The organism is Clostridium estertheticum (genome assembly GCF_018861295.1).
In the GTDB taxonomy this organism is placed as follows: domain Bacteria; phylum Bacillota; class Clostridia; order Clostridiales; family Clostridiaceae; genus Clostridium_AD; species Clostridium_AD estertheticum_D.
Map to the genome: position 1 here is coordinate 359,169 of NZ_JAHLDM010000001.1, position 24,931 is coordinate 384,099.

The 24,931-nt window shown below is 32.0% G+C and carries 24 protein-coding genes; 14 read left to right on the forward strand and 10 right to left on the reverse strand.

Annotated features, from left to right (window positions below; translation table 11 throughout):
* Positions 1–16: 16 nt before the first annotated feature.
* The 4 genes from pyrF to pyrE are packed head-to-tail and all read left to right on the forward strand — an operon-like array spanning position 17 to position 3,195.
* Positions 17–883 carry an orotidine-5'-phosphate decarboxylase gene (gene pyrF / locus KPL54_RS01725; protein WP_216104023.1) on the forward strand — a complete coding sequence of 289 codons (867 nt, stop codon included), beginning with the start codon at positions 17–19 and terminating at the stop codon, positions 881–883.
* A gap of 34 nt (positions 884–917) precedes the next feature.
* The gene (locus KPL54_RS01730; protein ID WP_216104025.1) at positions 918–1,691 is read left to right on the forward strand and encodes a dihydroorotate dehydrogenase electron transfer subunit; all 774 of its coding nucleotides are present in this window, start codon (positions 918–920) and stop codon (positions 1,689–1,691) included.
* Positions 1,691–2,587 (forward strand): dihydroorotate dehydrogenase, encoded by an 897-nt coding sequence (locus KPL54_RS01735; RefSeq protein ID WP_216104027.1) that lies wholly within the window; start codon positions 1,691–1,693, stop codon positions 2,585–2,587. The genes KPL54_RS01730 and KPL54_RS01735 overlap by 1 nt, the downstream gene beginning before the upstream one ends.
* A 41-nt stretch (positions 2,588–2,628) precedes the next feature.
* Positions 2,629–3,195, forward strand: coding sequence for an orotate phosphoribosyltransferase (pyrE, locus tag KPL54_RS01740; RefSeq protein ID WP_216104029.1), 567 nt, complete (start codon positions 2,629–2,631; stop codon positions 3,193–3,195).
* 389 nt (positions 3,196–3,584) lie between these two features.
* On the opposite strand, the gene KPL54_RS01745 is transcribed toward pyrE, so the two are convergent.
* The 4 genes from KPL54_RS01745 to KPL54_RS01760 form a co-directional block, all read right to left on the reverse strand.
* Positions 3,585–4,289 carry a DUF421 domain-containing protein gene (locus KPL54_RS01745; protein WP_216104031.1) on the reverse strand — a complete coding sequence of 235 codons (705 nt, stop codon included), beginning with the start codon at positions 4,287–4,289 and terminating at the stop codon, positions 3,585–3,587.
* Between the two features lie 450 nt (positions 4,290–4,739).
* Positions 4,740–5,048, reverse strand: coding sequence for a YmaF family protein (locus KPL54_RS01750; RefSeq protein WP_216104324.1), 309 nt, complete (start codon positions 5,046–5,048; stop codon positions 4,740–4,742).
* A gap of 401 nt (positions 5,049–5,449) precedes the next feature.
* Positions 5,450–5,542: a hypothetical protein gene (locus tag KPL54_RS01755; RefSeq protein ID WP_216104033.1), complete on the reverse strand. Its 93-nt coding sequence runs from the start codon at positions 5,540–5,542 to the stop codon at positions 5,450–5,452.
* Positions 5,511–6,074 (reverse strand): CDP-alcohol phosphatidyltransferase family protein, encoded by a 564-nt coding sequence (locus KPL54_RS01760; RefSeq protein ID WP_216104326.1) that lies wholly within the window; start codon positions 6,072–6,074, stop codon positions 5,511–5,513. The genes KPL54_RS01755 and KPL54_RS01760 overlap by 32 nt, the downstream gene beginning before the upstream one ends.
* Positions 6,075–6,341: 267 nt before the next feature.
* On the opposite strand from KPL54_RS01760, the gene KPL54_RS01765 reads away from it, so the two are divergent.
* On the forward strand, positions 6,342–7,247 hold the full coding sequence (locus KPL54_RS01765; protein ID WP_216104035.1) for a pentapeptide repeat-containing protein: 906 nt from the start codon (positions 6,342–6,344) through the stop codon (positions 7,245–7,247).
* Between the two features lie 60 nt (positions 7,248–7,307).
* On the opposite strand, the gene KPL54_RS01770 is transcribed toward KPL54_RS01765, so the two are convergent.
* The 4 genes from KPL54_RS01770 to KPL54_RS01785 form a co-directional block, all read right to left on the reverse strand.
* On the reverse strand, positions 7,308–8,213 hold the full coding sequence (locus tag KPL54_RS01770) for an AEC family transporter (protein WP_216104037.1): 906 nt from the start codon (positions 8,211–8,213) through the stop codon (positions 7,308–7,310).
* Between the two features lie 96 nt (positions 8,214–8,309).
* Positions 8,310–9,083, reverse strand: coding sequence for an SDR family oxidoreductase (locus tag KPL54_RS01775; RefSeq protein WP_216104039.1), 774 nt, complete (start codon positions 9,081–9,083; stop codon positions 8,310–8,312).
* Between the two features lie 36 nt (positions 9,084–9,119).
* Positions 9,120–9,929 (reverse strand): nitroreductase family protein, encoded by an 810-nt coding sequence (locus KPL54_RS01780; RefSeq protein ID WP_216104041.1) that lies wholly within the window; start codon positions 9,927–9,929, stop codon positions 9,120–9,122.
* 347 nt (positions 9,930–10,276) lie between these two features.
* Positions 10,277–10,609: a winged helix-turn-helix transcriptional regulator gene (locus KPL54_RS01785; protein ID WP_216104044.1), complete on the reverse strand. Its 333-nt coding sequence runs from the start codon at positions 10,607–10,609 to the stop codon at positions 10,277–10,279.
* A gap of 216 nt (positions 10,610–10,825) precedes the next feature.
* Between KPL54_RS01785 and KPL54_RS01790 the strand changes: the two genes are divergently transcribed.
* From KPL54_RS01790 to KPL54_RS01810, 5 genes are all read left to right on the forward strand, one after another.
* Positions 10,826–11,542, forward strand: a complete 717-nt coding sequence (locus KPL54_RS01790; protein ID WP_216104046.1) for a DsbA family oxidoreductase — start codon at positions 10,826–10,828, stop codon at positions 11,540–11,542.
* A gap of 76 nt (positions 11,543–11,618) precedes the next feature.
* Positions 11,619–12,260: an MBL fold metallo-hydrolase gene (locus tag KPL54_RS01795; protein WP_216104048.1), complete on the forward strand. Its 642-nt coding sequence runs from the start codon at positions 11,619–11,621 to the stop codon at positions 12,258–12,260.
* A 69-nt stretch (positions 12,261–12,329) separates the two neighbouring features.
* A complete protein-coding gene (locus KPL54_RS01800) occupies positions 12,330–13,967 on the forward strand; it encodes a methyl-accepting chemotaxis protein (protein WP_216104050.1) in 1,638 nt (545 codons plus the stop codon).
* Positions 13,968–13,996: 29 nt separating this feature from the next.
* Entirely contained in the window at positions 13,997–15,976 is a 1,980-nt protein-coding gene (locus KPL54_RS01805) for an oxidoreductase (RefSeq protein ID WP_216104058.1), read from the forward strand.
* 123 nt (positions 15,977–16,099) lie between these two features.
* Positions 16,100–16,702, forward strand: coding sequence for a TetR/AcrR family transcriptional regulator (locus KPL54_RS01810; protein WP_216104060.1), 603 nt, complete (start codon positions 16,100–16,102; stop codon positions 16,700–16,702).
* A 582-nt stretch (positions 16,703–17,284) separates the two neighbouring features.
* Here KPL54_RS01810 and pflA read toward each other — a convergent pair.
* Positions 17,285–18,010 (reverse strand): pyruvate formate-lyase-activating protein, encoded by a 726-nt coding sequence (pflA, locus tag KPL54_RS01815; RefSeq protein ID WP_216104062.1) that lies wholly within the window; start codon positions 18,008–18,010, stop codon positions 17,285–17,287.
* Between the two features lie 177 nt (positions 18,011–18,187).
* Positions 18,188–20,416: a formate C-acetyltransferase gene (gene pflB, locus KPL54_RS01820; RefSeq protein WP_216104064.1), complete on the reverse strand. Its 2,229-nt coding sequence runs from the start codon at positions 20,414–20,416 to the stop codon at positions 18,188–18,190.
* A 645-nt stretch (positions 20,417–21,061) separates the two neighbouring features.
* Between pflB and KPL54_RS01825 the strand changes: the two genes are divergently transcribed.
* From KPL54_RS01825 to clpP, 4 genes are all read left to right on the forward strand, one after another.
* On the forward strand, positions 21,062–21,865 hold the full coding sequence (locus KPL54_RS01825; RefSeq protein ID WP_216104066.1) for a hypothetical protein: 804 nt from the start codon (positions 21,062–21,064) through the stop codon (positions 21,863–21,865).
* A 16-nt stretch (positions 21,866–21,881) separates the two neighbouring features.
* Entirely contained in the window at positions 21,882–22,694 is an 813-nt protein-coding gene (locus KPL54_RS01830; RefSeq protein ID WP_216104068.1) for a sugar phosphate isomerase/epimerase family protein, read from the forward strand.
* Between the two features lie 191 nt (positions 22,695–22,885).
* A complete protein-coding gene (tig, locus tag KPL54_RS01835) occupies positions 22,886–24,178 on the forward strand; it encodes a trigger factor (RefSeq protein ID WP_216104078.1) in 1,293 nt (430 codons plus the stop codon).
* Between the two features lie 153 nt (positions 24,179–24,331).
* The gene (gene clpP, locus KPL54_RS01840) at positions 24,332–24,916 is read left to right on the forward strand and encodes an ATP-dependent Clp endopeptidase proteolytic subunit ClpP (RefSeq protein ID WP_071614324.1); all 585 of its coding nucleotides are present in this window, start codon (positions 24,332–24,334) and stop codon (positions 24,914–24,916) included.
* Positions 24,917–24,931: the final 15 nt, after the last annotated feature.

Genomic DNA, 24,931 nt, shown 5'->3' on the forward strand with positions numbered 1-24,931 from the left:
AAAGGTGGAATAATGATTGATTATAGATAGATTATTTGAAAGCGTAGAAAAAAAAGGTAATGTATGTGTAGGTCTTGACACTGATTTGGAGTATTTACCAGTAGAGTTTAGAAATAAATTTATGCATGATGAACACGCATTATATAGATTTAATCAAATGATAATTGATGCTACATATGACATCGCCGCGTGTTATAAGGTACAAATAGCATATTATGAAGCACTTGGCTTAAATGGTCTAAAAGTATATAAGGACACTTTAACTTATATAAAAAGCAAAGGATGTTTAGCAATTGCAGATATTAAAAGAGGGGATATTGCTAAAACTGCTCAAATGTATGCTAAAGCACATTTTGAAGGAGACTTTGAAAGTGATTTTATAACCGTTAATCCATATATGGGGATGGACAGTATTGAACCATATCTTCCTTATGTAAAAAACAATGAAAAAGGATTATTTTCTCTAGTAAGAACCTCGAATAAAGGTGCAGAAGATATAGAATATATAGAGAATAAAGATAATAAAAAAGTTTATGATATTGTAGGTCAAAAATTATTAAGGATCGGTAGTGAATTTATGGGAGAATGTGGTTATAGCTCTGTAGGTGGGGTTGTTGGATGTACTCATATAGATGAAGGACTAAAGATGAGAAAAGACCTTGAAAAAATGTTTTTCTTAATACCAGGTTATGGAGCACAAGGTGGAGCCGCAAATGACGTAGCTATTTATTTAAAAAATGGAAATGGTGGAGTTGTGAATGCTTCTAGAAGTATATTGCTTGCATATAAGAAAGTTGAAAATGGTGGAAGTCATTTTGAGCAGTGTGCTAGAGCAGAAGCTATAAAAATGAGAGATGCTATACGAAAAGCAGCTAATAAATAATATATGATTTTTATTAAGCACTGGAGGGGTTTATTTGAAATACTCAGTCGAGAAGACATATGAGAATGTTTTAATAAGTGAGGGTGTGTATAAGCTTTCTATAAAAGGAAAATTTAACATTAAACCAGGACAATTTTTTATGTTAAAAACGGGTCAACTTGAGCCACTATTACCAAGACCTATAAGTGTATATGATGTAGATGATGAAAAAATAAGCTTTTTATATCAAATAGTAGGGCAAGGAACAGAACATCTTAGTAAACTTTGCGAAAATGATGAACTTCAGATAATGGGACCACTCGGAAATGGATTTGAGGTAGATAAGATTAAAGGTAAAATTGCTGTTGTATCTGGTGGAATTGGTATAGCACCGCTTGTTTATTTGATCAAAAAGCTTACTGGTTGTGAAATAGATTTGTATTCTGGGTTTAAAACTGTGGATTATTCTGTGGATTCTGTGGAAAAATATGTAAATAAAATAAACTTATCCACAGAAAGCGGTAAAATTGGTCATAAAGGATACATAACAGACATACTAAATCCAAAAGATTATAAAACTGTTATTTGTTGTGGACCGGAAATTATGATGAGAAAAGTTATAACTATGTGTAATGATGCATTCGTGCCAGTATATGTGTCTATGGAAAATCATATGGCCTGTGGAATAGGTGCATGTCTTGTTTGCACTTGTAAAACCAAGGGTGGCAATAAGAGGACATGTAAAGATGGCCCGGTGTTTAACGGAAAGGATTTGATCTTTAACAACATTTCACAGGTTGTTAAGACAGCGACCAAGGAGATGATTTAATGACTAAAGTAGAATTATGTGGAGTAGTTTTAAAAAATCCTGTTATAGCTGCATCTGGAACTTTTGGATTTGGTGAGGAATATAAAGATTATTACGATGTAGGAAGACTTGGTGGCATATCTGGCAAGGGTCTTACGCTACATAGTAAACAAGGAAATGATGGAATTAGAATTTATGAATCACGTGGTGGAATGTTAAATAGTGTAGGGCTTCAAAACCCAGGTATTGAGAAGTTTATAACTAAAGAACTTCCATTGATGCTTAAGTACAATACAGCTATAATCGCAAATGTTGGTGGTAGTAGCGTTGAGGAATATATGGCTGCAATAGAAAGATTAAACAACGAGGCCGTAGACATAATTGAGTTAAATATATCTTGTCCTAACGTATTATGTGGAGGCATGGCTTTTGGAATTAAATCAAAGGTAGCATATGATGTGGTACGTCAGGTTAAAAGTGTATGTAAAAAACCTCTTATGGTTAAGTTATCACCAAATGCAGAAGATATAGTAGATATGGCTTATAAATGCTGCGAAGCTGGAGCGGATGCATTATCTTTAGTGAATACTTTTAAAGGCATGGCCGTAGATATACATAGTCGAAAAGCAATATTTAATAACATATATGCAGGGGTATCAGGACCAGCAATAAAACCAATGGCTCTTAGAATGGTGCATGAAGTATGCAAAGCCGTAAACGTGCCAGTTGTAGGCATGGGTGGTATATCCACATTCGAAGATGCTATAGAATTTATAATGGTTGGAGCAGAGGCAGTTGGAGTTGGAACTGCTAATTTTGTAAAACCTGATGTTTGTATAGATATAATAGAGGGAATTGAGAAGTATATGATAAAAGAAGGAATTAAGGATTTAAGCGAAATTAGAGGAATTATATAAGAAAGCTTAGGAGCCATGTACTTAAAATAGGAGGAGATTATATGAATATAAATGTTTTAGATATATTAAAAGAATCAGGAGCACTACTTGAGGGACATTTTCTGTTATCATCAGGAAGACACAGTAATAGATATTGCCAATGTGCAAAACTTCTTCAATATCCAGATAAATCTGCAAAAGTACTTAGCATAGTAACTCAAAAGATTAAAGACATACCTTTTGATATAGTAGTAGGACCTGCAATGGGTGGAATAATAGTGGCTTATGAAGTAGGTAGACAAACTGGAAAACCTGCTATATTCACTGAAAGAGTAGATGGAAAGATGGAACTTAGACGTGGATTTGAAATTACTAAAGGACAAAAGGTTTTAATTACAGAGGATGTAGTGACTACTGGTAAATCTTCTTTAGAAACAATAGAAGTATTAAAAGGACTTGGAGCAGAAGTAGTTGGTATATGTTGCATAGTAGATAGAGGAAGTAGCACTATTGATTATCCTATATACAGTGCTATAAAGCTTGATATAGAAAGTTACGATCCAGTGAATTGCCCGCTTTGCAAAAGTGGATCACCATACATAAAACCTGGAAGCAGAAACATAAAATAAAAGGGTATCCATTTTCTTCGCCAATGCTATAACTAAAAGTATATATTGCTGTAATGCGCTCACGTTATCGTGTAATTCTAAAATTTATTTTATTTCCATTTGCTAAAAAATGCAAACTCACCGCGTTCAAACATGCATTTTTCTTTACGCAATTGGAAATAAAATAAATTAAGAATCACTACGATTTGTTCGAACGCATTTTGCGCAATATATACTTTTGTTAGCATTGGCGAAGAAAAAGCTGATTGGCTCGCTGAAAGGGCGGAGAGTGTCTTTCGAAAAATATGTGCTGAGGTAAGCACGGATTTTTGAAAAATTCTCCATCCATAGTGAAGATTGTTCCTAACGACCTTATTTTAGATAAATGGATATGTTTAGGCCTCAAGGGATTACTTATATAAAAAAACTTTTAGGTTACCTTTCTTATCAAGGGTGCCAAGCAGAACGCTTTTTACCTCAGTTTGATATAGATTTTCTAAACTGGAAACAACCCAGCCTTCATCCCTATGAATTTGTATTAGCTCCTTGGAAATAATTTTACCTTCCTTAATAATCGTCCTTGGCAAATTAAAAGGTTCTGTTTCCATTTGGAAGGATGAAGGAGTAATCGGTTCATATTTTGGATGTAAAAAAACAGAAATTTTTCCATCAGCTTCCCAAATTGCTAATGCTACCTTTTTCACATCCTCTACTTTTTCTTCACGTAATTCTTCTAATAACACATCAATTGATATTCTTGCTTTTTTTAATCCTTTATAAAGGATTTCTCCGTCCTGAACAATTGTGATTGGCGAATTATCAATAAGTCTTCTTAAAGATGGAAATTTAAGAAGACTGAATATGCCACCAAGATATAGGAAAACTAATACAGTTGTTGTAATGAGGGATCCTTTTAACCCAAGATGTTCGTCAGACAACGGATGGGCAATTATATTTCCAATTACTAAAGTAATAACAAAATCAAGGAGTCTTAATTGGGAGATAGTACGCTGTCCTAAGAGTTTTGCTATAGTCAGCAAAAATAAAAAAGCAATAATAGCACGAAGAATCCACTCAATGGTGGTAAGCGTTTCCTGGCTTTGTAAAAAACCCATATGAGATACCTCCTATATTAAAAAATTTAACATTAATGTTATTTTAACCAATATAAATGTTGCCATACTTCATCTTATTTCCAAACTATGTCATAAAAGAATTTACGTTATTCATAAAAGAATTTACGTTATTCATTAAAAAATTGCATTAATTGATGGCATAAGAATTGATCTGTAGGTACTTGTAGTTGCCTTAACTATTTATTTATATTGTGTTTATATACCTGAAAATATGTATAATATTAATAATAAGATAAAATCTATTTTTATATTACGGAAAATTTAAGGCAACATATAATTATAAATTATATAATTGTACGACAATTTGGATAGGAATTGGAACAGTTGGTATTGTAGCTTTAGGAATAATTTTATAAGGTTCACAGACAAAGATTGTACATTATCTGTGAACCGGTATTAATTTGTTAATAAATTATGGGTATATAAAAACTAGCCTATAGGGTTTTCTATTAGTGTTGCAAATACAAATTTGTGTTTGTGGTTAGCATCTTCAGATGTTTTACCTTTTACAAAGTGTACGTGTTTGCCATCACCAACAGGAATAGCAGGACCTGTAGTTTCTTCTATTTCGTGAAAGTGAGCAACAAAGAAGTCAGTGTTAGTTTCTAACTTGTGGACATGACTATCACCTTTTTCTATAGCTTCACCTGTAACTCCTGCAAATCTGTGATTATGAGGTACTACGTTTGCTTCTGGTAGTTTGGTACTACCTAAAAACTCATGGACATGTCTTTGCATTTTATTACAACATTCATTGGAATTAGATTCGTGACATTTACTCAATTTAAAGTCTCCTTTTAAATTTATCAATATATACTATGCACCTATTGGACAAGCGTTACAGAATTAAGAGCCTGGCGATTCCGGTTACCAATTCAGTCCTAGACTTACTGATGAAACGCTTTTACCATAAATAAAAACAAGTACTCTGTTACTAATTCAGAGGTTACTTGTTTTTATTAAAAAGAGAGAGAGTAGAATATGGAGAGCTAGCAATAGGTGGCGTTATGATTATAAAGAGTCTGGCGAATTAGGACTTAGAGATACTAGAAAATTTAGTAGTGGACGTTCGCTTAAACGTGAACTAAGCTTCGAAATACTTACACCTCCAATTAATGAAAGAATAATTTTAATGAAAATTATTCAATTCTTCTGTTCTTATAATCATATAATAATGATTTACACTTTCTACGGTCTTCGTCAAGACCTTCTCCTGCATCTATATACAACATACCATTTTTCAAATATACTTTGTTTATTTAATTGCAGTTGACTTGATGTCAACTGCATCAGCAATTCCTCAATTGCTGATATGCTTGCCACAGCACAAAGGATATACAGCAACACAGTTGTATGAACATAGGGAAGCAATATTGGAAATATGAATAAAACAATGCCAGTGATTTTATTCCCGTAAGTGTGAAGACTTGCAAATGTTTTGTATTTTTTCATGGCTACAAACATTGATGCTAGTCTTATAATTGCAATTGAAATAATCCAAATTATGATTTCAGTTGAAGGATTTACAATTGGATACAGTATAAATAATAATACAAATGCCATTACCATGTCAGCTATGGAATCAATCTTTGCACCAAGTGTGCTTATTGTTTTTGTTTTTCTTGCGATAAATCCATCCATAAAATCACTAAATCCACAAATAATATATATTACATAAAAGGCTATGCTTAATGGCTTAATAAAAATCAAAATCAGAGAAAAAAATATTCTACTAAAAGATATACAATTTGGTATTGTTTTTATTTCATCACCTACTTCAGTATAATTTTGAAGGTTTTCTATTTATATACCCAACAATTTACTATCGTGTTCATATTTAATTATACAAGATAGTAATGTTATTATTCAAATTTAACATGATTAAATATAAATTATTTCGTTAAGCTTAAAAGTGCCTGATAATATACAATAAAATTATATGAATGTTTTTAGAAGTTGAATAATATATTGCCTATGTTATACTTAATAAGTGAAATTTATTAAAGTTTTACAAATATGAGGTGAATAAATATGATATATCCACAGGAAAATAAGTATGATCAAGAATTATCTGGGAATAACAAAGAGTCATTATCTTCTATTGACACGAGTATTGATAATCTGAGAGTTGACTGTAAAAAATGTTTTGGATTGTGCTGCGTTGCATTGTACTTTTCGGCGTCTGAAGGTTTTCCAATCGACAAAGATGCTGGTAGGCCTTGCATAAATCTACAATCGGACTTTAATTGCTCTGTTCACAAAAATTTAAGGGATAAGGGTCTTAAAGGTTGTACTGCGTATGATTGTTTTGGCGCAGGTCAAAAGGTAGCTCAAGTTACATATAGTGGACACGATTGGAGGCTGGTCCCAGAATCTGCAAAACAAATGTTTGAGGTGTTTCTAATAATGAGGCAACTTCATGAAATGTTATGGTATCTGACAGAAGCAAGTGAATTACAGGTGGCTCATTCTGTAAAAGATAAGCTCAGTTCTATAATAAATGAGAGTATACGTCTTACTCATCTAAGTCCAGATTCTCTTATAGGACTGGATGTAGAATCACATAGGGACAATGTTAACATTCTACTCCTTAAAACTAGCGAACTTGTTCGCGCTAAAGCATGTAGGGGACAGAAGAACCCTTCAAAGCATCAGAAAACAAAGTCTAGAGGGGCAGATCTTATTGGCGCGGACCTTAGAAAAACTAATCTAAGGGGTGCAAACTTAAGAGGAGCATGTCTTATTGCAGCAAATCTTAGAGAGGTCGATCTGAGTGGAGCTGATCTTATTGGGGCTGATTTAAGAGATACCGATATCAGGGGAGCTAATCTTACGGACAGTATATTTCTTACTCAATCCCAAATCAACACAGCTAAGGGAGATTCGAATACAAAGTTACCAATATTACTAACTCGTCCAATGTATTGGTCGAAATAATTAACTATGTAACATGCTCATTTCACTCATGACAAAGTATAACACCTAACTGTATTAATATTATGAAAACAATAATATTAATACAGTTATTATAATAACTGAAAGAAGTATAGATACAGAATTAATACATGCAGATAACTCTGTATTACCTCCTAATTTTTGTGTATAAACAGTTGCTAGACTTGTAATTGGTGAAAATAGTAAAATAACAATTGTTTGTCGCATTTCTAAAGAAATTGGAGACATAAAGAAAATAAACAATGCTAATAATCCACAAATACTATAACGTACTATTATATGCTTCCATATTAAAGAGAGAATTTTTTTATTAAAATGTACTTCAATGGCTATCCCGATCATAAGCATAGATAAAAACGTATTTGCTGATCCTATGGTTTGTGTAAATATGATTAAGTTTGATGGAATAATTATATTGCAGATAGATAATACTATCATAAGCATGTAAGTACACACGGGTACTGAGGATATCACTTTCTTAAATACAATTTTATAATCAAATTTATTCGATGAGTCTTGTATTGCTGAAGCAAATCCATATGTCATGCCTAAACACATAATGGAATTTCCTGCATCAAACATACAAGTTGCAAGTACACTGGTCGAAGAAAAAACACCGCTTACAAATGGTAAAGTAAAGTTGCCGATATTAAATCCTGATAAGTTCAGCATAGAAAAGCTTTTATCTGTTTTGTTTTTTCTCATAAAATATCCCGCTATCACTAGAAAAATATTAAAACCAAATCCAATGATAATAATAAACAGCATTTCAAAACTTAGTTTTGTTCCATTTAAATTTGAAATAATTGCACATGGTAATGTTAATCTTAAGACAATACTGGAAATTACTTCAAAATCTTGTTTTTTTAATATGTTTATCTTCTTAAATATATATCCAATTAGTATAATTGCCATTAATGTTAGTGCTTTTGCTATTATAAGATTCATATTTATCAACCTTTCTTTTATAAATAAAAAACAATGAAAAGACATTATATACGCTTATATAAAGGCATACAATGTCTTTTCATTTTGTTATTTATATTACTTTCCTAGATATCCTCCATCTACTGGAATAATTGCACCTGTAATATAAGAAGATGCTTCACTAGAAAGAAATACAGATAATCCTTTAAGATCCTCCGCTTGACCCCAGCGATGTTTTGGAATTCTTCCGGTAATCTCTTCATATTGTTTTGGATTTTTTTCTTTCATATCTGCCGTTAATTTTGTTACCATATATCCTGGGGCAATTGCATTTACATTTACTCCTTTTGATGACCATTCATTGGAAAGTGCTTTAGTTAATTGTGCAATTCCACCTTTACTTGCTGCATATGCAGGTATCATTTCACTCCCGAAAAATGAGGTCATAGAAGCGATATTAATAATTCTTCCTGAACTTTGTTTTAACATTGTTTTTCCAGCTAATTGACACATAATAAATACAGAACGAAGATTAATACTCATAACCTCATCCCATTCCTCAATGGGGAAATCTTCTGCTCTGTGTCTTCTTTGAATACCGGCTGCTGTTACTAGAATATCCAAGTCACCATTCAGTACTGCTAAGCAATCATCAAATGCTCGATAATTATCTTGTGTGTTTCTTAAATCTGCTTTTACACCATGGCATTTATAACCTTGTTCAACAAAAGCTGCTGCTGTCGACTTTGCTTTATCAGAAGAACCAATAATTGCTACTTCACAACCAGCTTCTAATAATCCTTCTGCCATTCCATAACCAAGACCTTTAGTACCACCCGTTACAATAGCTTTTTTTCCTTTTAAACTAAACTTTTCTAAAAAATCTTCCATTTTATCTCCTTTATAATTCATTTACAAATTCAAATATTAGACATTGGATTCATAAAAAGTAACTTGCAATGGATTTCTATCTACTAACCGTGGATAACTATATTTTGGATATCCAACCATAACGGCGCCTGTTATTTTTTTACCTTTAGGAATATTAAGTAATTTAAGCATAGGCGAATTATCTTTAAGTGCAATCTTTTCAAATACTCCAGCCCAGCACGAACCCAATCCAAGTGTTGGGGCATATAGTTCCATATATGCTAATGAAAAAATAGAATTTTCTCTTCCACGTGGAAAATCTACGTCAGCGGTTGCTAGAACAAGACAAGGTGACCCTCTCAAAATAGCATCAATTCCTTCATTACGAAAGGATTTAATATAGCTATCATATATCTCACTTAATAATTTATCATGTTCAAATTCCTTAGCAATAAGTTCAACAGCTTTATCAAGTATATTTCTATCATCTATGATCATATAAGATAGACCTTGTAGATTATGTCCAGTAGGAGCGAAATGTGCGATATTAACCAGATCCGTTAATTTTTCTCTTGGGACAGGAGTTTCTTTATAAGATCGAATTGCACGTCTTGAACGAAGAAAGTTTTCTGCTTCTTCAGGACTTAATTTTGGAAATTCTTTTGTACTTTTTTGATTGACTAATGGCGATTTTATATTATTAATAGCTTTTTTAGGACAAACAGCTACACAATGTCCACAGGCAATACATTTTTCGGAAATAGCTTCTGGACCATTTTCTCCAATTCTTAATATCTGTTCAGGACATTCATTTGCACAAATTCCACATTTGATACATTTCTCTTGATCTACAGTTATTAAATTCATTTTCTTATTCCTCCTAATAATATCCTTCTGAAGTCGTCAATGAATCTTCTTCGAAGCTGTTGCAGCGACCCAGGAGATGATTTAACTTTTTATTTAAACTAATAAAGTAGTTTAAATAAAAACTGAACGTGTTCTATAAATATATAGTATACTAAACGTTCCTAATGAGCAAGGAAGGAAATGTAATTAATAAAACAATAGAAGAAGGATAATCTGATCCAAAGGTAGATGAGGCATATCGTACAATATATTTTAAGCCTCGCCGAAATATTTCGAAATGAATTTTAGAACATGGAATTTCAAGAGGAGAATTGAGAAAAGATATGAATATAGATGTAAGCATTGATTTAATTTGGTGCGTTATGCGTTCCTTTTGACCATTTTGTAACTTCATTTAATGCATTCACTAAATTTAATCCATTTGGAGTTAGAGAATATTCCACATGTGGAGGAATTTCATTATATTGAACCCTTTTAACTATATTTTCTTTTACTAGTTCTTTTAAAATTTTAGCGAGCATCATATCTGTAATGCCATTTAATTGCCGTTTTAATTGATTAAATCTAACATAATCTGCTTGATGTAATTCCCATATAAGTCTTATCTTCCATTTTCCACCTATAATATTAGTTGCATATTCAAGTGGACAATCTGGAAGTAAGAATTTGTCTTCGGTCAATCTAATCAACTCCCTTTTAATATATAATTTTTATATCTATTATAATACAGATAAATACACAATACTATATTTTATTATAGTATCTATAATTTTATTGCGTACTTGTTCTATATAGATATATGTATATAATTGAATTTGCAAGTAAGATTTAACTCGAGTTAATATTAATAGATGTACATTTATAAAAAAATATTTAATCGAAAGTGGTGTTTATAAATGAAAATAGAAATATGGTCAGATTACGCATGTCCATACTGTTATATAGGAAAACGTAGATTAGAAAAGGCTTTAGAGAGTTTTTCGGATAGAAAAGATATAGAGATTAGTTTTAAAAGTTTTGAACTAGATCCAAGTGCTAGTTATAAAACAACAACAAATACGAGAGAAAGAATTTCAGTAAAATATCGTATGAGTAGTGAAAAAGCACAACAGATGATAGATAGTATAACTGAATATGCTAAAAGTGTTGGACTAGATTTTAATTATGGTAAAGTACGTTATACAAATACATTTGATGCTCATCGTATTGCAAAATATGCAGAAACTAAAGGAAAAGGAATAGAAATTTCAGAAAAATTATTACATGCATATTTTACTGAAAATAAACAAATGAGTGATCATAGGGTATTAACTGATATTGCTATTGAATTTGGCTTAGATAAATTAGAAGTAGAAGATATATTAAATGGTAAAAAGTTTGCACAGGATGTTCGTAATGACGAATATGAAGCTGGTAAACTTGGAATACAAGCAGTTCCATTCTTTTTGATTAACGAAAAATACTCAATTTCAGGTGCCCAATCATCAAGAGTATTTAAAAAGGTTATTGAAAAAGCATTACAAGAAGAAAAAATATTGGAAAATGTAGAAGATGATAACTTAGGCGGTATGGTTTGTAATAGTGACGGCTGTAGTATTCCAAATAATAAATAATACTTATCTATTGTAGCTCCGTAGGAGATGATTTAATAATAAAGCTCATAATATATGTCTTATAAGGAGCACACAAATGATTATAGAATTACCGGTAACAGGTGTTTTTACAACAAATTCATATTTTTTAATAGATAGTGAAAGTAATCATGGCTTTCTAATTGATCCAGGTGCAGAAGCTAATAAATTATTAAACTATATAAGAGAAAATAATTTAGTAATTGAAAAAATTCTTATAACACATAGCCATTTTGATCATATTGGTGCAGTAAAAGAAATAAGTGAAGCACTAAATATACCAGTTTATGTACATGAGGAGGGTAAAAAATATATCCAAAACACACTATGGAATTTATCATCTGGTTGTGGACAAAATATTACTATAGAAGCAACAAATTACATGAAAAATAATGATTTAATTAAATTAAAAGCTAATTCTAAAATAACATTAAGAGTTATTTATGTGGCAGGACATACTTTAGATGGGGTAGTTTTTTATAGTGAAAATGAGAAAGCAGCATTTGTAGGAGATAGTATTTATAATGGTGAGATAGGTATAAGCGATTATTATGGTGGAGATTTAGTTACATTGCTTACTGAAGTTAAACATAAAATTTTAACGATGCCAGAAGACACTGTACTTTATCCAGGACATGGTCAGACTACAACGGTAAGGCGTGTCAAAAATACAAATTCTTATTTTCGAATGTCTGATTAGTAAGTAGGTTCGAAGAATAATAATGAACTATTTTGTAACTTTAAGTAATGAGAAATGAGGAAGAAATTTATGTTTAAGTCTATAAGAAAAAATTTAATTTTTAATTTTGTAGTCATGGCTGCAATTATTTTAATAATTAATACTACTTTTTCAACTTATCAAATGGTAACAGGATTACAAAATCAAATGAAATATGATGGTAGTAATCTAGCAAATATTATAAAGATAAGCATAGAAAATGCTGGAACTGATAATATCAGTAAAATACAATCTATAGTTGATGAAAATTATAAGCAATCAGAGGGAAATTTATTTTATATAGGGGTAATTTCACCTGATAGTATACTTTTAGCAGGGAGCGCAAAGGATTCCATTGGACAAAAAATAGATTTAAAAGAATTAGATGAGACTTTGAAAGGAAAGACTGAAGCTTATATGTCTGAATTTAAAAATACGCCTGCATATAATGTAACAGTACCTATAAAACAAGGAGACAAGGTAGTGTTGAGTGTTTCAGTAGGTATTTCTGTGAATAATATGGAAAATGCAATAAGAGGTGCTATAGTAAAAGCTATTATTGTTAGTATTATTATTTTAATGCTGGTTACTGTTGCTGGAATAATAATAGGAAAAAGAATAGCTGAGCCTATAGAAAGCATAGAACGTACCGTTGAAGAAGTAGGGAAAGGAGATTTAACTTCAGAATATACCGTTAAAGGGAAGGATGAAATTGGCAGGCTTGCTTATACAAGTAATGAAACCGCAAAAAGTCTTAGAGTACTTATAAAGAAAATTAAATCTATTTCTTTAAGTTTAAATAATATATCACAAGACATTTCAACTGGTGGTGAAGAAGTGGCCTTAGCCAGTGAAGAAATTGCAGCAGCTGTTACAAGCGTATCTGAACAGGGTATAAATCAAACTGAGGCTTTATCAGATGCACTTAAAATTTTAGAAGATTTTTCATCAGACTTAAACAATGTAAGCGGTAAATTAGTTAAACTAGCTCAAGATGGAGAAGAAATAAAGAATGACTCAACTAAAGGGGCAGAAAATATAACTACTTTATCAAATACTATAGAAGATATGCAAAAATCCTTTCATACTGTAAGAAATAAAGTCGAAAATTTAGATGAAACTATATCACAAATTAATTCTATTGTAGATGTTATAAATAGTGTAGCTAAACAAACAAATCTATTAGCATTAAATGCATCTATAGAAGCAGCAAGAGCGGGAGAATCAGGAAGAGGTTTTTCAGTTGTAGCTGAAGAAATAAAAAAACTTGCTGAAGAAGTTTTGAACTCGGCTAAAGATATAACGGGTTTAGTTAATAAGGTTATGAAAAAAACAAAGGATGTTTCAGAAACTACTGATTTTGCAGCTAATATAGTAGAGGAAAGTAAAGAAAATATAGCAGAATCAGTAAGTGTTTTCAAGGAGGTTATTAATAAAATAAATAACATTCCAGTAAAAATAAATGAAGTTAATGAAGTACTTCAAAGAACTATGAAAGGCAAAGATAAAATTTTATCTACAGTAGAGAGGATAGCCTCAAACTCAGAGGAAATCTCATCACTTTCAGAAGAAGTTACAGCGTCCACAGAAGAACAAGCTGCTATAACTAATGGAATAGCTATTACAGCTAACAAATTACTTAATATGGCAAAGGATTTAGAAAAGAACACTTCAAGTTTTAAAGTGTAATGTTAATATAAAAATAAGGAGGCTAAAATATGTTTAAACATTTACTTGAACCAGGTAAGATTGGTAATATGACACTTCGTAATCATGTCATTATGGGGCCAACAGAAACTCATTTTGCTACTTCTGATGGTCAAGTTACTCAGCGCGAAATTGATTATTATGTCAGAAGGGCAAAAGGCGGAGTAGGTCTTATCGTTACGCATCAGATAGCAGGAAATACAAAGTTTGACCCTATTGATCCATATCCAAGATCATTACGTCTTGACGACAATGCCTACATTCCAATGCTTTGCGAGTTGACAGAAGCTGTACATCTAGAAGGAGCCAAGATTGCTCCATTAGTTTCACCGGGCGGTGGTGCACAGGCTCTTGGGACACCATATGATAGTGGTTCAGAGGGTGTCTACGATATCCCTAATGTAGGTCCAAGTGAGATTCAGTGTCCTGTAGCACAGAAAAAAGTAAGAAAACTGACTGTAGATGAAATTAAGAAGTCTGTCGAGGTCTTTGGCTTATGTGCAAGACGCGCCAAGATTGCCGGCTTTGATGCATTCTATATTCATGCACATTGCGGTTATCTGATAGCGGAATTCCTTTCACCATATTTCAATAACAGGGATGATGAATACGGCGGAAGCTTGGAGAATAGAGCTCGTTTTCTTCTTGAACTGGTTGCTTCATGCAAGAAGAATGCTGGAGATGATTTTCCGATTGTTGTAAGAATGGCAATTGATGAATATATCGGTGAAGCCGGTAGAGGTGTGGAAGAGACTGTCAAACTTGCAAAGATGCTTGAGAAGGCAGGAGTAGCGGCTATCGATTGCGGAGCAGGTTTGTTCATGACCATGCCACTTATTTGTCCGACCATATATCATGAAAAAGGTTGTTTAGTACATCTGGCAGAAGCCATTAAGAATGCAGTGAGTATTCCTGTAATCGCTCAAGGTAGACTGCAGGATCCTGAACTTGCTGAGCAGGTGCTTGCAGATGGAAAGGCAGATTTTGTTTCCTTGTCCCGTGCATGGATTGCTGAACCGGATTGGGTAAATAAGATCAAAGCTGGCGATCAGGAAGGTATTAGAAGATGCGTTTCATGTAACCATTGTATCGGAAACCGTATCTTCAATAACCTGACGATTCGCTGCGCATTGAATCCGACAGTAGGTCGAGAATCAAAATATGGCGATGGCATTCCAATGGCAGCAAAGAAGAAACATGTTGTTGTTATTGGTGCAGGCCCTGCAGGACTGGAGGTTTCATACATGCTTGTAATGCGCGGCCATTCTGTTGATTTATATGAAAAGTCAGGAGAATTATGCGGAGGACAGATCAGGGCTGCTATGTGTCCTCCTGGAAAGAGCGTATTATCGAATATTCAACGCTTCTACAATGTACAATTCTCTAAAATAAAAAATTTAACAGTTCATTTTAATTATAAGATGACAGAAGAAAAAATTGCATCTCTTCAGGCAGATGCAGTCGTTCTTGCTACTGGAGGCCAACCGGTGATTCCGAAGATTCCGGGTCTTTCCCTAGGAGAGAATATAGTGACTGCTGACGATGTACTTATTGGAAAATCTGAAGCTACAGGCAGGGTGCTGGTCGCAGGTGGCGGGCAGATAGGTATAGAAACTGCCCATTACCTTAGAGAGAAAGGGATGGAAGTAGGCGTCGTAGAACTGCTTCCGAAACTGGCAATGAATGAGGAACCTCTGACGCGACTTACGATCCTTCCTATTATCGCAAAGTCCGGAATCGAAGTTTACACCAGTCACAAAATTCAGAAAGTAGAAAATAATAAGCTTACCGCTTTGGATATTAACAATAACGAGACTAAGGAATTATTTTTTGATACTTTAGTGCTCGCATTTGGAACAAAACCGGTACGCTATCTGGAGGATAGTCTGAAAGCAAAATTCCAGGAATACTATATGGTAGGTGATACCGTTTCAACGGCCAACATTCAGAAAGCAATAGAATCAGGATTCTTTACGGCCCTGAAAATATGACACTTAAAAATAAACAACAATATTTATTATGAGGTCATGTCGCTATACTTTGATATATACGGTTGAAGAAATCAGGAAATGACTGTATAATATAAAATGATAAAATACTTATGGAGATGGAATATGGCTAATGAGAGAACCCTGAAGCAGAAATTGAATAAATCAAAAATATTGGATGCTACCGTTCAACTTTTAAAGGAAAAAGGTGTTGAAAAGGTTACTGTACGGAATGTATGTGCGAAAGCGGGCATTGCAGTCGGGACTTTCTATTATTATTTTCAGAATAAGGATGATCTTATGTTTTATTTCGTATCTAAAGGTTTTTACGATGCGGAAATTGGGTCACCTGAAAACAATATTACGGGCAGAATCATCGAACTTTATATGATCTTGATCAATCATTATCAGGAACTTGGGCTCCCGTTTATGAAGAGCTTCTATTCTAATAATAACTTGGCGTTGTCTGCGTACATGACAGAAACTGATGGTAAGTTCCAGATGAATTCCATCCTGGCAAAAAGCGAAGATGAAATGGAGAAGGCTTACAAGCTGGGACTGATAGTGGAGGGAACAGACCTACATATGGTCTGTAAAGACTTGTGTACAATCATCAAAGGATCTGTCTTTGAATGGTGTCTTTGCAATGGCTCTATGGATATAGATCCCGTAGTTTCAAGAATCATAACCAGATATCTTGATGGCTATCTAGTAAAAAAAGTTGGTTAAAGCATCTTAAAATTTTAGAACGTTTCCTAGGATTTTCTTCTAGGAGTTTAATAACTAATAAATTTTTACAATCATTAGTTTTGGGATAATTGCGGTAGCATTGATTTTGCTAGTGAAACCATATTTGATAAATATAAATTTAATCATAAATAGCATAAGAAATAATAAAGGTTATAGTTGGACCAAAGAAATGGCATATCCCAGAATGATTAAAAAATCATCTTGGGACATGCCTTTCTTATTTTCTAAGAGGTCAATCTTGAAAATATTTCAGTATAAATGTGATATAGTATGGAATTTCTCCGTCAGTGACCTGAAATAAGAAGAGCAGAAACAATTAAAAGTTGATTTAGAAATTCTTGTTTTGCAGATATAAAATTCTCGTAAGACTTCCTGTAAGGAAGGCTAGTGAACCGGCTGTAAGCCGAATGTGAACGACATAACAATTAATAATTGTTATGTCCACCAAAGAACTACCCAGAGGTTGAGAATTTTATATTTGCAAAACATTAGAATTTCTTAATCAACTTTCATGTTTCAAACTCTTATTTCGGGTCACGCAGGAGAAACTTTATATGGATGCTATTTGATATTAAGCAAACTATCTATTAATGTTTGAAGCTCTTTAGTTTTATCTTTATCCATTGCATCTACCCCTTTAAGTTTATAAGGTATAGACAATTCTTCATACTTACTAACTCCTAAAACATGATAGGAAAGAAGTTCTACTTTATCTAAATTAGGTACTTCTTCATTAATAATTTTAGCAAGTTTTGTTATATGCTCCTCTGAATCTGTAATACCAGGTACAACAACATGTCTTACCCAAACCCTTGATTTTGATTTTCGAAGGGATTCTAAAAATATATTAACATCTGTAACATCTTTTCCGGTTAAAGCGACATAACCTTTACTGGATGTTTGTTTTATATCGAGTAGCACTAAATCAGTATATTTTAAAATTTCATCATAGTTACCATCACCAAAACCAGCTGTATCTAGAGCTGTGTGAATTCCGTTTTGTTTACATAATTTTAAACATTCAAGTAGAAATTCGCTTTGAAGTAATGGATCACCACCAGAAAAAGTAACTCCTCCGCCAGATCTATTAAAATATGGTTTAAAGCGAACAATCTTTTCAATAATGGCCTCAGGTGTCATCGCTGTTCCACCACTAAGCTGCCAAGTATCGGGGTTATGGCAATAGGCACATCTCAATTTACAACCTTGAAAGAAAACTACTACTCTTATTCCAGGACCATCAACTAGTCCCATAGTTTCGATAGAATGAATTTTACCTTTTACCATATATATTCCTCCTTAGCTTTGAATGAAACAATTTTATGTATAGATTATTTGTGTTCATTTCATATTAAAACAAAAACCGAAAGCCTTTTTGCTTTAATATAAAATGAAATTAATTGTTTATATAAAGTGAGAAGTACTTATAATAAGTACCTCTCAATTATATAAATTTTAAATTAACTAGATTTTTTTATGGAAAGTTCTGCTTATAACTTCAAGTTGTTGTTCTTTAGATAATCTGTTGAAATGAACAGCATATCCTGAAACTCTTATTGTTAATGTTGGATATTTGTCTGGATTTTCCATAGCATCTATTAAAACTTCTCTATTTAATACATTTACATTTAAATGATGTGCAGCTTGTGCAAAATAACCATCTAAAAGGAAAACTAGATTATTTATTCTTGTAGGTTCATCTATTCCAAGTGCAGCTGGTACTATTGAAAAAGTATTTGAAACTCCATCTTGGCAATAGGTTCTATAAGGAATCTTAGCAACTGAATTTAATGATGCTAGTGCTCCGTTTTCATCGTTACCTTGTGTTGGGTTTGCTCCGGGAGCAAGTGGTACCCCTTGTTTTCTGCCATCAGGAGTTGTACCTGTTTTTTTACCATAAACAACATTTGATGTAATAGTAAGTGCTGACAAGGTGTGTTCTGCGCCCTTATATGCAGGATGTTTCTTTAGAGCATTACTGAATTCGCGGATAAGTTCAACAGCTAAATCATCAACTCTATCATCATCATTGCCGTATTTAGGGAAATCTCCTTCAGTTTTAAAATCAATTGTTATGCCATCAGCATTTCTTATTGGAGATACCTTAGCAAATTTTATAGCACTTAATGAGTCAGCTGCAATTGAAAGTCCTGCTACTCCGAATGCCATGAAGTATTTAAGGTCAGTATCATGAAGTGCAAGTTGGCCAGCTTCATAAGCATATTTATCATGCATATAATGTATTGTGTTCATTGTATCTACATACATGTTAGCAACATATTCTAAAACCTTTGAATACATTTTTCTAACTTTTTCGTAGTCAAGAACTTCATCAGTTATTTTTTCAATTCCTGGTACTACAAGTTTGCCTTTTAATTCATCAACTCCACCATTAAGTGATAGTAATAATGATTTTGCAAGGTTAGCTCTTGCTCCAAAGAACTGCATTCTCTTTCCTATTTCCATAGCAGAAACGCAGCAAGCAATGCCGTAATCATCTCCGTAAATAGGTCTCATTATATCATCATTTTCATACTGAAGCGCATCAGTTTCAATAGACATTTTAGCACAATACTTTTTGAAAGTTTCTGGTAACTTTTCTGACCAAAGGACTGTCATATTAGGTTCTGGTGCTGATCCTAAATTTGTTAATGTATGAAGAAATCTAAAAGAATTCTTTGTTACCATTGGAGTACCGTTAAGTGCAACGCCACCAATAGATTCAGTTACCCAATTAGGATCTCCACCAAATAAATCATTATACTCAGGAGTTCTTAGATGTCTTGCCATTCTAAGTTTAATTACGAATTGATCAATAATTTCTTGAGCTTCATCTTCTGTTATTAATCCAGCTTTTAAGTCTCTCTCAAAATAAATATCTAAGAAAGTAGTAGTTCTTCCTAGTGACATTGCGGCACCATTATTTTCTTTTATTCCTGCAAGATAGCCAAGGTAAACTGCTTGAACAGCGTCTTGAGCCGTAGTAGATGGTGTCGATAGATCAACACCGTATTTTAGAGCCATACTTTTTATTTGACCAAGTGCTCTTATTTGCATACTTACTTCTTCTCTATGTCTTATTAAATCATCTGATGCATGACCTGCAAGTTCTTTTAAATCTTTTTTCTTTTGCTGCACTAAGAAATCTAATCCATAAAGAGCAATTCTTCTATAATCTCCAATTACTCGTCCACGGCCATACGCATCTGGAAGGCCGGTTAATAATCCGACGGTTCTTGCGACTTTAGTAGCATCGGTGTAGGCATCAAAAACTCCTTCGTTATGAGTTTTTCTGTATTTTGGGAAAAATTCTTTTATGTCTTTGTTTAATTCATAACCATATTCTTTAAGTGATTGCTCTACCATTCTAAAGCCACCAAATGGATTTACTATTCTTTTTAATGGAGCATCTGTTTGTAATCCAACAATTACTTCATTTTCTTTATCAATATATCCAGGTTTAAAGTTATCTATCCCTGAAATTTCATTAGTTTCTACATCTATAATACCTTTTTTGATTTCTTCTAATATAAGAGAATTAGCTTTGTCCCAAACTTTATTGGTCTTATCAGTTTTTCCTACTAAAAAACTATCATCACCTTCGTATAAGGTATAGTTTTTTTGAATAAAGTCTTTCACATCTATTTTATTTTTCCATGAATCTCCTTTGAAACCATTCCATTGTTTAGTCATTGTTTTTCCTCCCTATAATATATTGTTTTTAAAATGCTACTATAAATGATCATTTTATTATGTAATTAAATGATCATGTAATTAACAATAAATATTGTTTAATAATAAGTGTTGATGAATATATTATACAATACTTTGTTATGTTTGTTAATACTTAGTCATAAAATAAATAATAAAGTTAACATTTAATATTTATTTGTGTAAATGGATCTTGTTGATATACATATTGTAATATTAAAAGTGAAACAGTTCAAGTGGTTTATTAATATTTAAATATTAAAAATATTTAGATAATCTTATAAGCACTGATATATAAGGGTTTTATAACGAAAAATAATTAATAGAAAAAATAGTAACAGGAGTATTTTAAAGTGAAACAACTATGGATTGTAATTTTGTACCAGAAAAAACATTGAATTATATTAGTTTGAATGCTAAAGTGATTAGTTTATACTGGAATACACAATATGGATATATTGAATTGTGAATCGGTTACCTATAAAAGGATAATGTATCATTAAAGAAAACAATATTATTTTCATTTATAATGAGGTATAATAAGAAGTGTGTAGTTATTGATTAAAAAGTATGTACGTAGAATAGATGAGTGATAACAGCGTATCAATTATAATGGAGGTAAATCATATGAAGAAACCTAGTATATTTAGTAAGGATTATGATAGAAGAATAAAAAAACGAAAAAGGGTAATATTATCACTAATTATTATACCTATAATAGGGCTAATCATATTTTTAAAAATAGATTTTAAAGGTTTAGTGAATAAAGGTACAACTAGTACATTATCAAAAGATGATAAAGTGCAGAAAAAATCAGAAGAAGTTTCACAGAAGCAGGCAAATGCAAAGAAGGATAAGATAGCGCAAGCAGCAATTGCCGCAAAAGCAAAAGCAAGTGCAGACAAGTCATCTTTTATAGCTACAATGCCAAATGGTCAAAAGTTCACTGTTGAATATAATGGAGCAGCGGCAAATAAAACTATAAAAGGAATATTAAATGCTAAAGACGTATCATATGATATAAGTCCAAGTAAGAAATTAATTGTTATACAAAGTACAAAAAATCAAGATATAATATATGTTGACATAAATAAAACTAGCAAAGACATAACAAAAAAAATATATACATCTAGCGATAATCAAAATTATTCAAAAGAAGAGCAACTTAAAAATAGTCCCAATTATATATGGTCAATTACACCAAAGTTTATTGATGAAGATAATATTGCGTATGTTAGTGAGTTGCCTTGGATGAATGAAAAAAAAGTACAATATATATGGAAGCTGAATTTAAAAGATAATGTTCATATGCAGGTACAGCCAGCATCGGGCATGAAGATTACTTTTGGAGATTCAACGGCTAAGGGGTTAGAAGCAAACATAGATGGAGATGTAGTTTATGTAACTGCATTAGGTGAAGTAACAAAATAGCGAAAAGAGGCTAAATATGGATATAGGGTTATCTTCAGCATGTTTTTATCCTAAACTGAAAACAGAACATAGTATACAAACGATGAAAGAGTTAGGATATAATTTTGGCGAAATATTTTTAAATACGCATTGTGAGTATAAAGAGGAATTTATAAGGGTACTACTGGAAAAAAAAGAACTATATGAATTCAATGTTAATTCAGTTCATGCATTTTCAGCTTCTTTTGAACCATATCTTTTTGATAAATATGACAGAAGACGCAAAGATGTGTTAAAACAATTCAAAGAAGTTGTTAGGGCAGCAAAGAGCTTAGGCGCAAGCTGTTATACATTTCATGGTATGAGGTATGCTGATTTTAATGAACTTGACACTGAATTTATTGTTGATATATATAATGAACTTTCATATATATCACTCGAGGCAGGAATTAAATTGGCACAGGAAAATGTCTCATGGTGCATGTCATCAGATTTAAAATTCCTAACTCTTTTGTCGCAGAAATGTAAATATCCAATATATTTTACTTTAGATTTGAAACAAGCATGCAAAGCTAATATTCCTATAGAAAAGTATATTAAAGTTATGGGAAGCAACATTGTGAATCTTCATATTAACGATCGAGATGATAATTCACCTTGTCTTTTACCGGGAAAAGGAAATTTGGACTATGGTGATATTGCAAGAAATCTTAAAAATGTTAACTACAGTGGAAAAGGAATTATAGAAGTGTATAGTAACAATTTTTCAAGTTACGAGGAACTTACAAAGGTGAAGGATTTCGTTTCGGAAAAGTTTAACAATGTTGCAGCTTCACAAGAGATCATTTAACGATAAACGTTTTATATCATTTAAAGCAATTATCAAATAAAATTATCTTGTAAATTATTTAAAATTTGGGTATAATCATAATATTAGACTATTTGAGCAAATATGCTTAATAGTATTTGTAAATACGTTAAAAGTTATGTTATAATATATATAGAAATAAGCATTTGTGAGTGATTAGGAGGAGTAATATAATGAACATTAAAATGGAAAAATTAGAAAAAAATATTATTAAATTAGAAATAACGGTAGAAGCAGAAAGATTTAATAAATCTTTAAAGAAATCTAGTGCAAAAAATTCAAAATCAATGAATATACCAGGATTCAGAAAAGGTAAAGCTCCAATGAATATAATAAAGAAAATGTATGGCGAAAATGTCTTCTTTGAAGATGCTATAAATTTTTGCTGTGATGATACATATCCAGAGGCTTTAAAAGAACATGACATAAATCCGTTGGATTATCCCAAAATTGATATTATTCAAATAGGGGAAGGAAAAGAGTTTATATACACAGCATCAGTCGAAGTAGCACCTGAGGTTAAACTTGGAGAATATAAAGGACTAGAGGCTAAGAAAGTTGAATATAATGTATCAGATGATGAAATTGAAAGTCAACTAAAAGGCATGCAAGAAAAAAATGCTAGAATAGAAGATAAGATAGATGGCACAGTTGCAATGGGCGATATAGCAATTATAGATTTCAAAGGATTTATTGAAGAAACAGCTTTTGAAGGTGGAGAAGGAAAAGACTTTGAACTAGAAATTGGTTCAGGATCATTTATTGATACTTTTGAAGAACAATTAGTTGGTTTAAAAGCTGGAGATGCTAAAGAAGTTAAAGTTAATTTCCCAGAAGCGTATGGAAGAGAAGACTTAAATGGTAAACAAGCAATTTTTAATGTAACTGTTAAAAGCATGAAAGCAAAAGAATTACCAGCTATTGATGATGAATTTGCTAAAGAAATATCAGAATTTGATACTTTAGAAGAATTAAGAAATGACATTAAAAATGCACTTGAAAAATCAGGTAAAGATAGAGAGAAGAAAGAATTCGAAGAAGCAGTAATAGATGCAGCTTGCGCGAATGTTGAAATGGACATTCCGGAAATCATGGTAAAAAGAGAAACTGATGTAATGCTTAAAGATTTAGAAATGAAATTAAAACAACAAGGATTAGACCTTGAATCATATTATCAGTATACAAACAATACTGAAGAAAAAGTTAGAGCGTTTATGAAAGAATCAGCTGAAAAGAGAGTTAAGACTGATTTAGTTATAACCGAAATAGCGAAAAAAGAAAAAGTTGAAGCAAGCGATGAAGAAATGCTTGCAAAAGCTAAAGAAGTTGCAAAACAATACGGAGAAAAAGATATAGACAAAACTGCAGATTTAATTATGAAAGCACAAAAACAATATCTAAAAATTGATGTTTTGAATGAAAAAGTAATAAAAATGTTAGTTGATAATGCTAAAGTGATAGCATAATATAGATTAAAATTAATTGCCAGATATTTCTCTGGCAATTAATTTTAAATATAGGATAAAACTAAATGATTAAAAAGCTAATATTTAGGATATAATTAAGGAAAAGGTTACCTGTTAAGACAATAATATTATTAGAGCAAAGGGGAGAGTTATATGAGTTTAGTACCAATGGTTGTTGAACAAACTAATAGAGGAGAAAGATCTTATGATATCTATTCAAGATTATTAAAAGATAGAATAATTTTTCTAGGAGAAGAGGTAAATGATGTAACTGCTAGTTTAATCGTTGCTCAGTTATTGTTCTTAGAATCTGAGGACCCTGATAAAGATATTTATTTATATATAAATAGTCCTGGCGGATCAATTACATCAGGAATGGCTATATATGACACGATGCAATATATCAAACCACAAGTTTCAACTATTTGTATAGGTATGGCAGCATCTATGGGATCTTTTTTATTAAATGCTGGAGAAAAAGGAAAAAGATTTGCATTGCCTAATAGTGAGATTTTAATACATCAGCCTTTAGGAGGATTTCAAGGTCAGGCAACTGATATTGATATTCATGCAAAACGAATCATGAAAACTAAAGATACATTAAATAGAATATACAGTGAAAGAACCGGACAACCAATAGAAAAAATTCAACATGATGTTGAAAGAGATTATTTTATGAGTGCACAAGAAGCTATGGATTATGGTCTGATAGATGAAGTTATAGCTAAAAAGAAATAAGCTTAGTTGAGGTGA

What these genes read in the sequence shown, in the direction of transcription:
- KPL54_RS01735 (WP_216104027.1), top strand. Translation starts at nt 1,691, where the DNA reads ATGACTAAAGTAGAATTATGTGGAGTAGTTTTAAAAAATCCTGTTATA.
- pyrE (WP_216104029.1), top strand. Translation starts at nt 2,629, where the DNA reads ATGAATATAAATGTTTTAGATATATTAAAAGAATCAGGAGCACTACTT.
- KPL54_RS01745 (WP_216104031.1), bottom strand. Translation starts at nt 4,289, where the DNA reads ATGGGTTTTTTACAAAGCCAGGAAACGCTTACCACCATTGAGTGGATT.
- KPL54_RS01750 (WP_216104324.1), bottom strand. Translation starts at nt 5,048, where the DNA reads ATGCAAAGACATGTCCATGAGTTTTTAGGTAGTACCAAACTACCAGAA.
- KPL54_RS01755 (WP_216104033.1), bottom strand. Translation starts at nt 5,542, where the DNA reads ATGTTGTATATAGATGCAGGAGAAGGTCTTGACGAAGACCGTAGAAAG.
- KPL54_RS01765 (WP_216104035.1), top strand. Translation starts at nt 6,342, where the DNA reads ATGATATATCCACAGGAAAATAAGTATGATCAAGAATTATCTGGGAAT.
- KPL54_RS01770 (WP_216104037.1), bottom strand. Translation starts at nt 8,213, where the DNA reads ATGAATCTTATAATAGCAAAAGCACTAACATTAATGGCAATTATACTA.
- KPL54_RS01775 (WP_216104039.1), bottom strand. Translation starts at nt 9,083, where the DNA reads ATGGAAGATTTTTTAGAAAAGTTTAGTTTAAAAGGAAAAAAAGCTATT.
- KPL54_RS01780 (WP_216104041.1), bottom strand. Translation starts at nt 9,929, where the DNA reads ATGAATTTAATAACTGTAGATCAAGAGAAATGTATCAAATGTGGAATT.
- KPL54_RS01790 (WP_216104046.1), top strand. Translation starts at nt 10,826, where the DNA reads ATGAAAATAGAAATATGGTCAGATTACGCATGTCCATACTGTTATATA.
- KPL54_RS01795 (WP_216104048.1), top strand. Translation starts at nt 11,619, where the DNA reads ATGATTATAGAATTACCGGTAACAGGTGTTTTTACAACAAATTCATAT.
- KPL54_RS01800 (WP_216104050.1), top strand. Translation starts at nt 12,330, where the DNA reads ATGTTTAAGTCTATAAGAAAAAATTTAATTTTTAATTTTGTAGTCATG.
- KPL54_RS01805 (WP_216104058.1), top strand. Translation starts at nt 13,997, where the DNA reads ATGTTTAAACATTTACTTGAACCAGGTAAGATTGGTAATATGACACTT.
- KPL54_RS01810 (WP_216104060.1), top strand. Translation starts at nt 16,100, where the DNA reads ATGGCTAATGAGAGAACCCTGAAGCAGAAATTGAATAAATCAAAAATA.
- pflA (WP_216104062.1), bottom strand. Translation starts at nt 18,010, where the DNA reads ATGGTAAAAGGTAAAATTCATTCTATCGAAACTATGGGACTAGTTGAT.
- pflB (WP_216104064.1), bottom strand. Translation starts at nt 20,416, where the DNA reads ATGACTAAACAATGGAATGGTTTCAAAGGAGATTCATGGAAAAATAAA.
- KPL54_RS01825 (WP_216104066.1), top strand. Translation starts at nt 21,062, where the DNA reads ATGAAGAAACCTAGTATATTTAGTAAGGATTATGATAGAAGAATAAAA.
- KPL54_RS01830 (WP_216104068.1), top strand. Translation starts at nt 21,882, where the DNA reads ATGGATATAGGGTTATCTTCAGCATGTTTTTATCCTAAACTGAAAACA.
- tig (WP_216104078.1), top strand. Translation starts at nt 22,886, where the DNA reads ATGAACATTAAAATGGAAAAATTAGAAAAAAATATTATTAAATTAGAA.
- clpP (WP_071614324.1), top strand. Translation starts at nt 24,332, where the DNA reads ATGAGTTTAGTACCAATGGTTGTTGAACAAACTAATAGAGGAGAAAGA.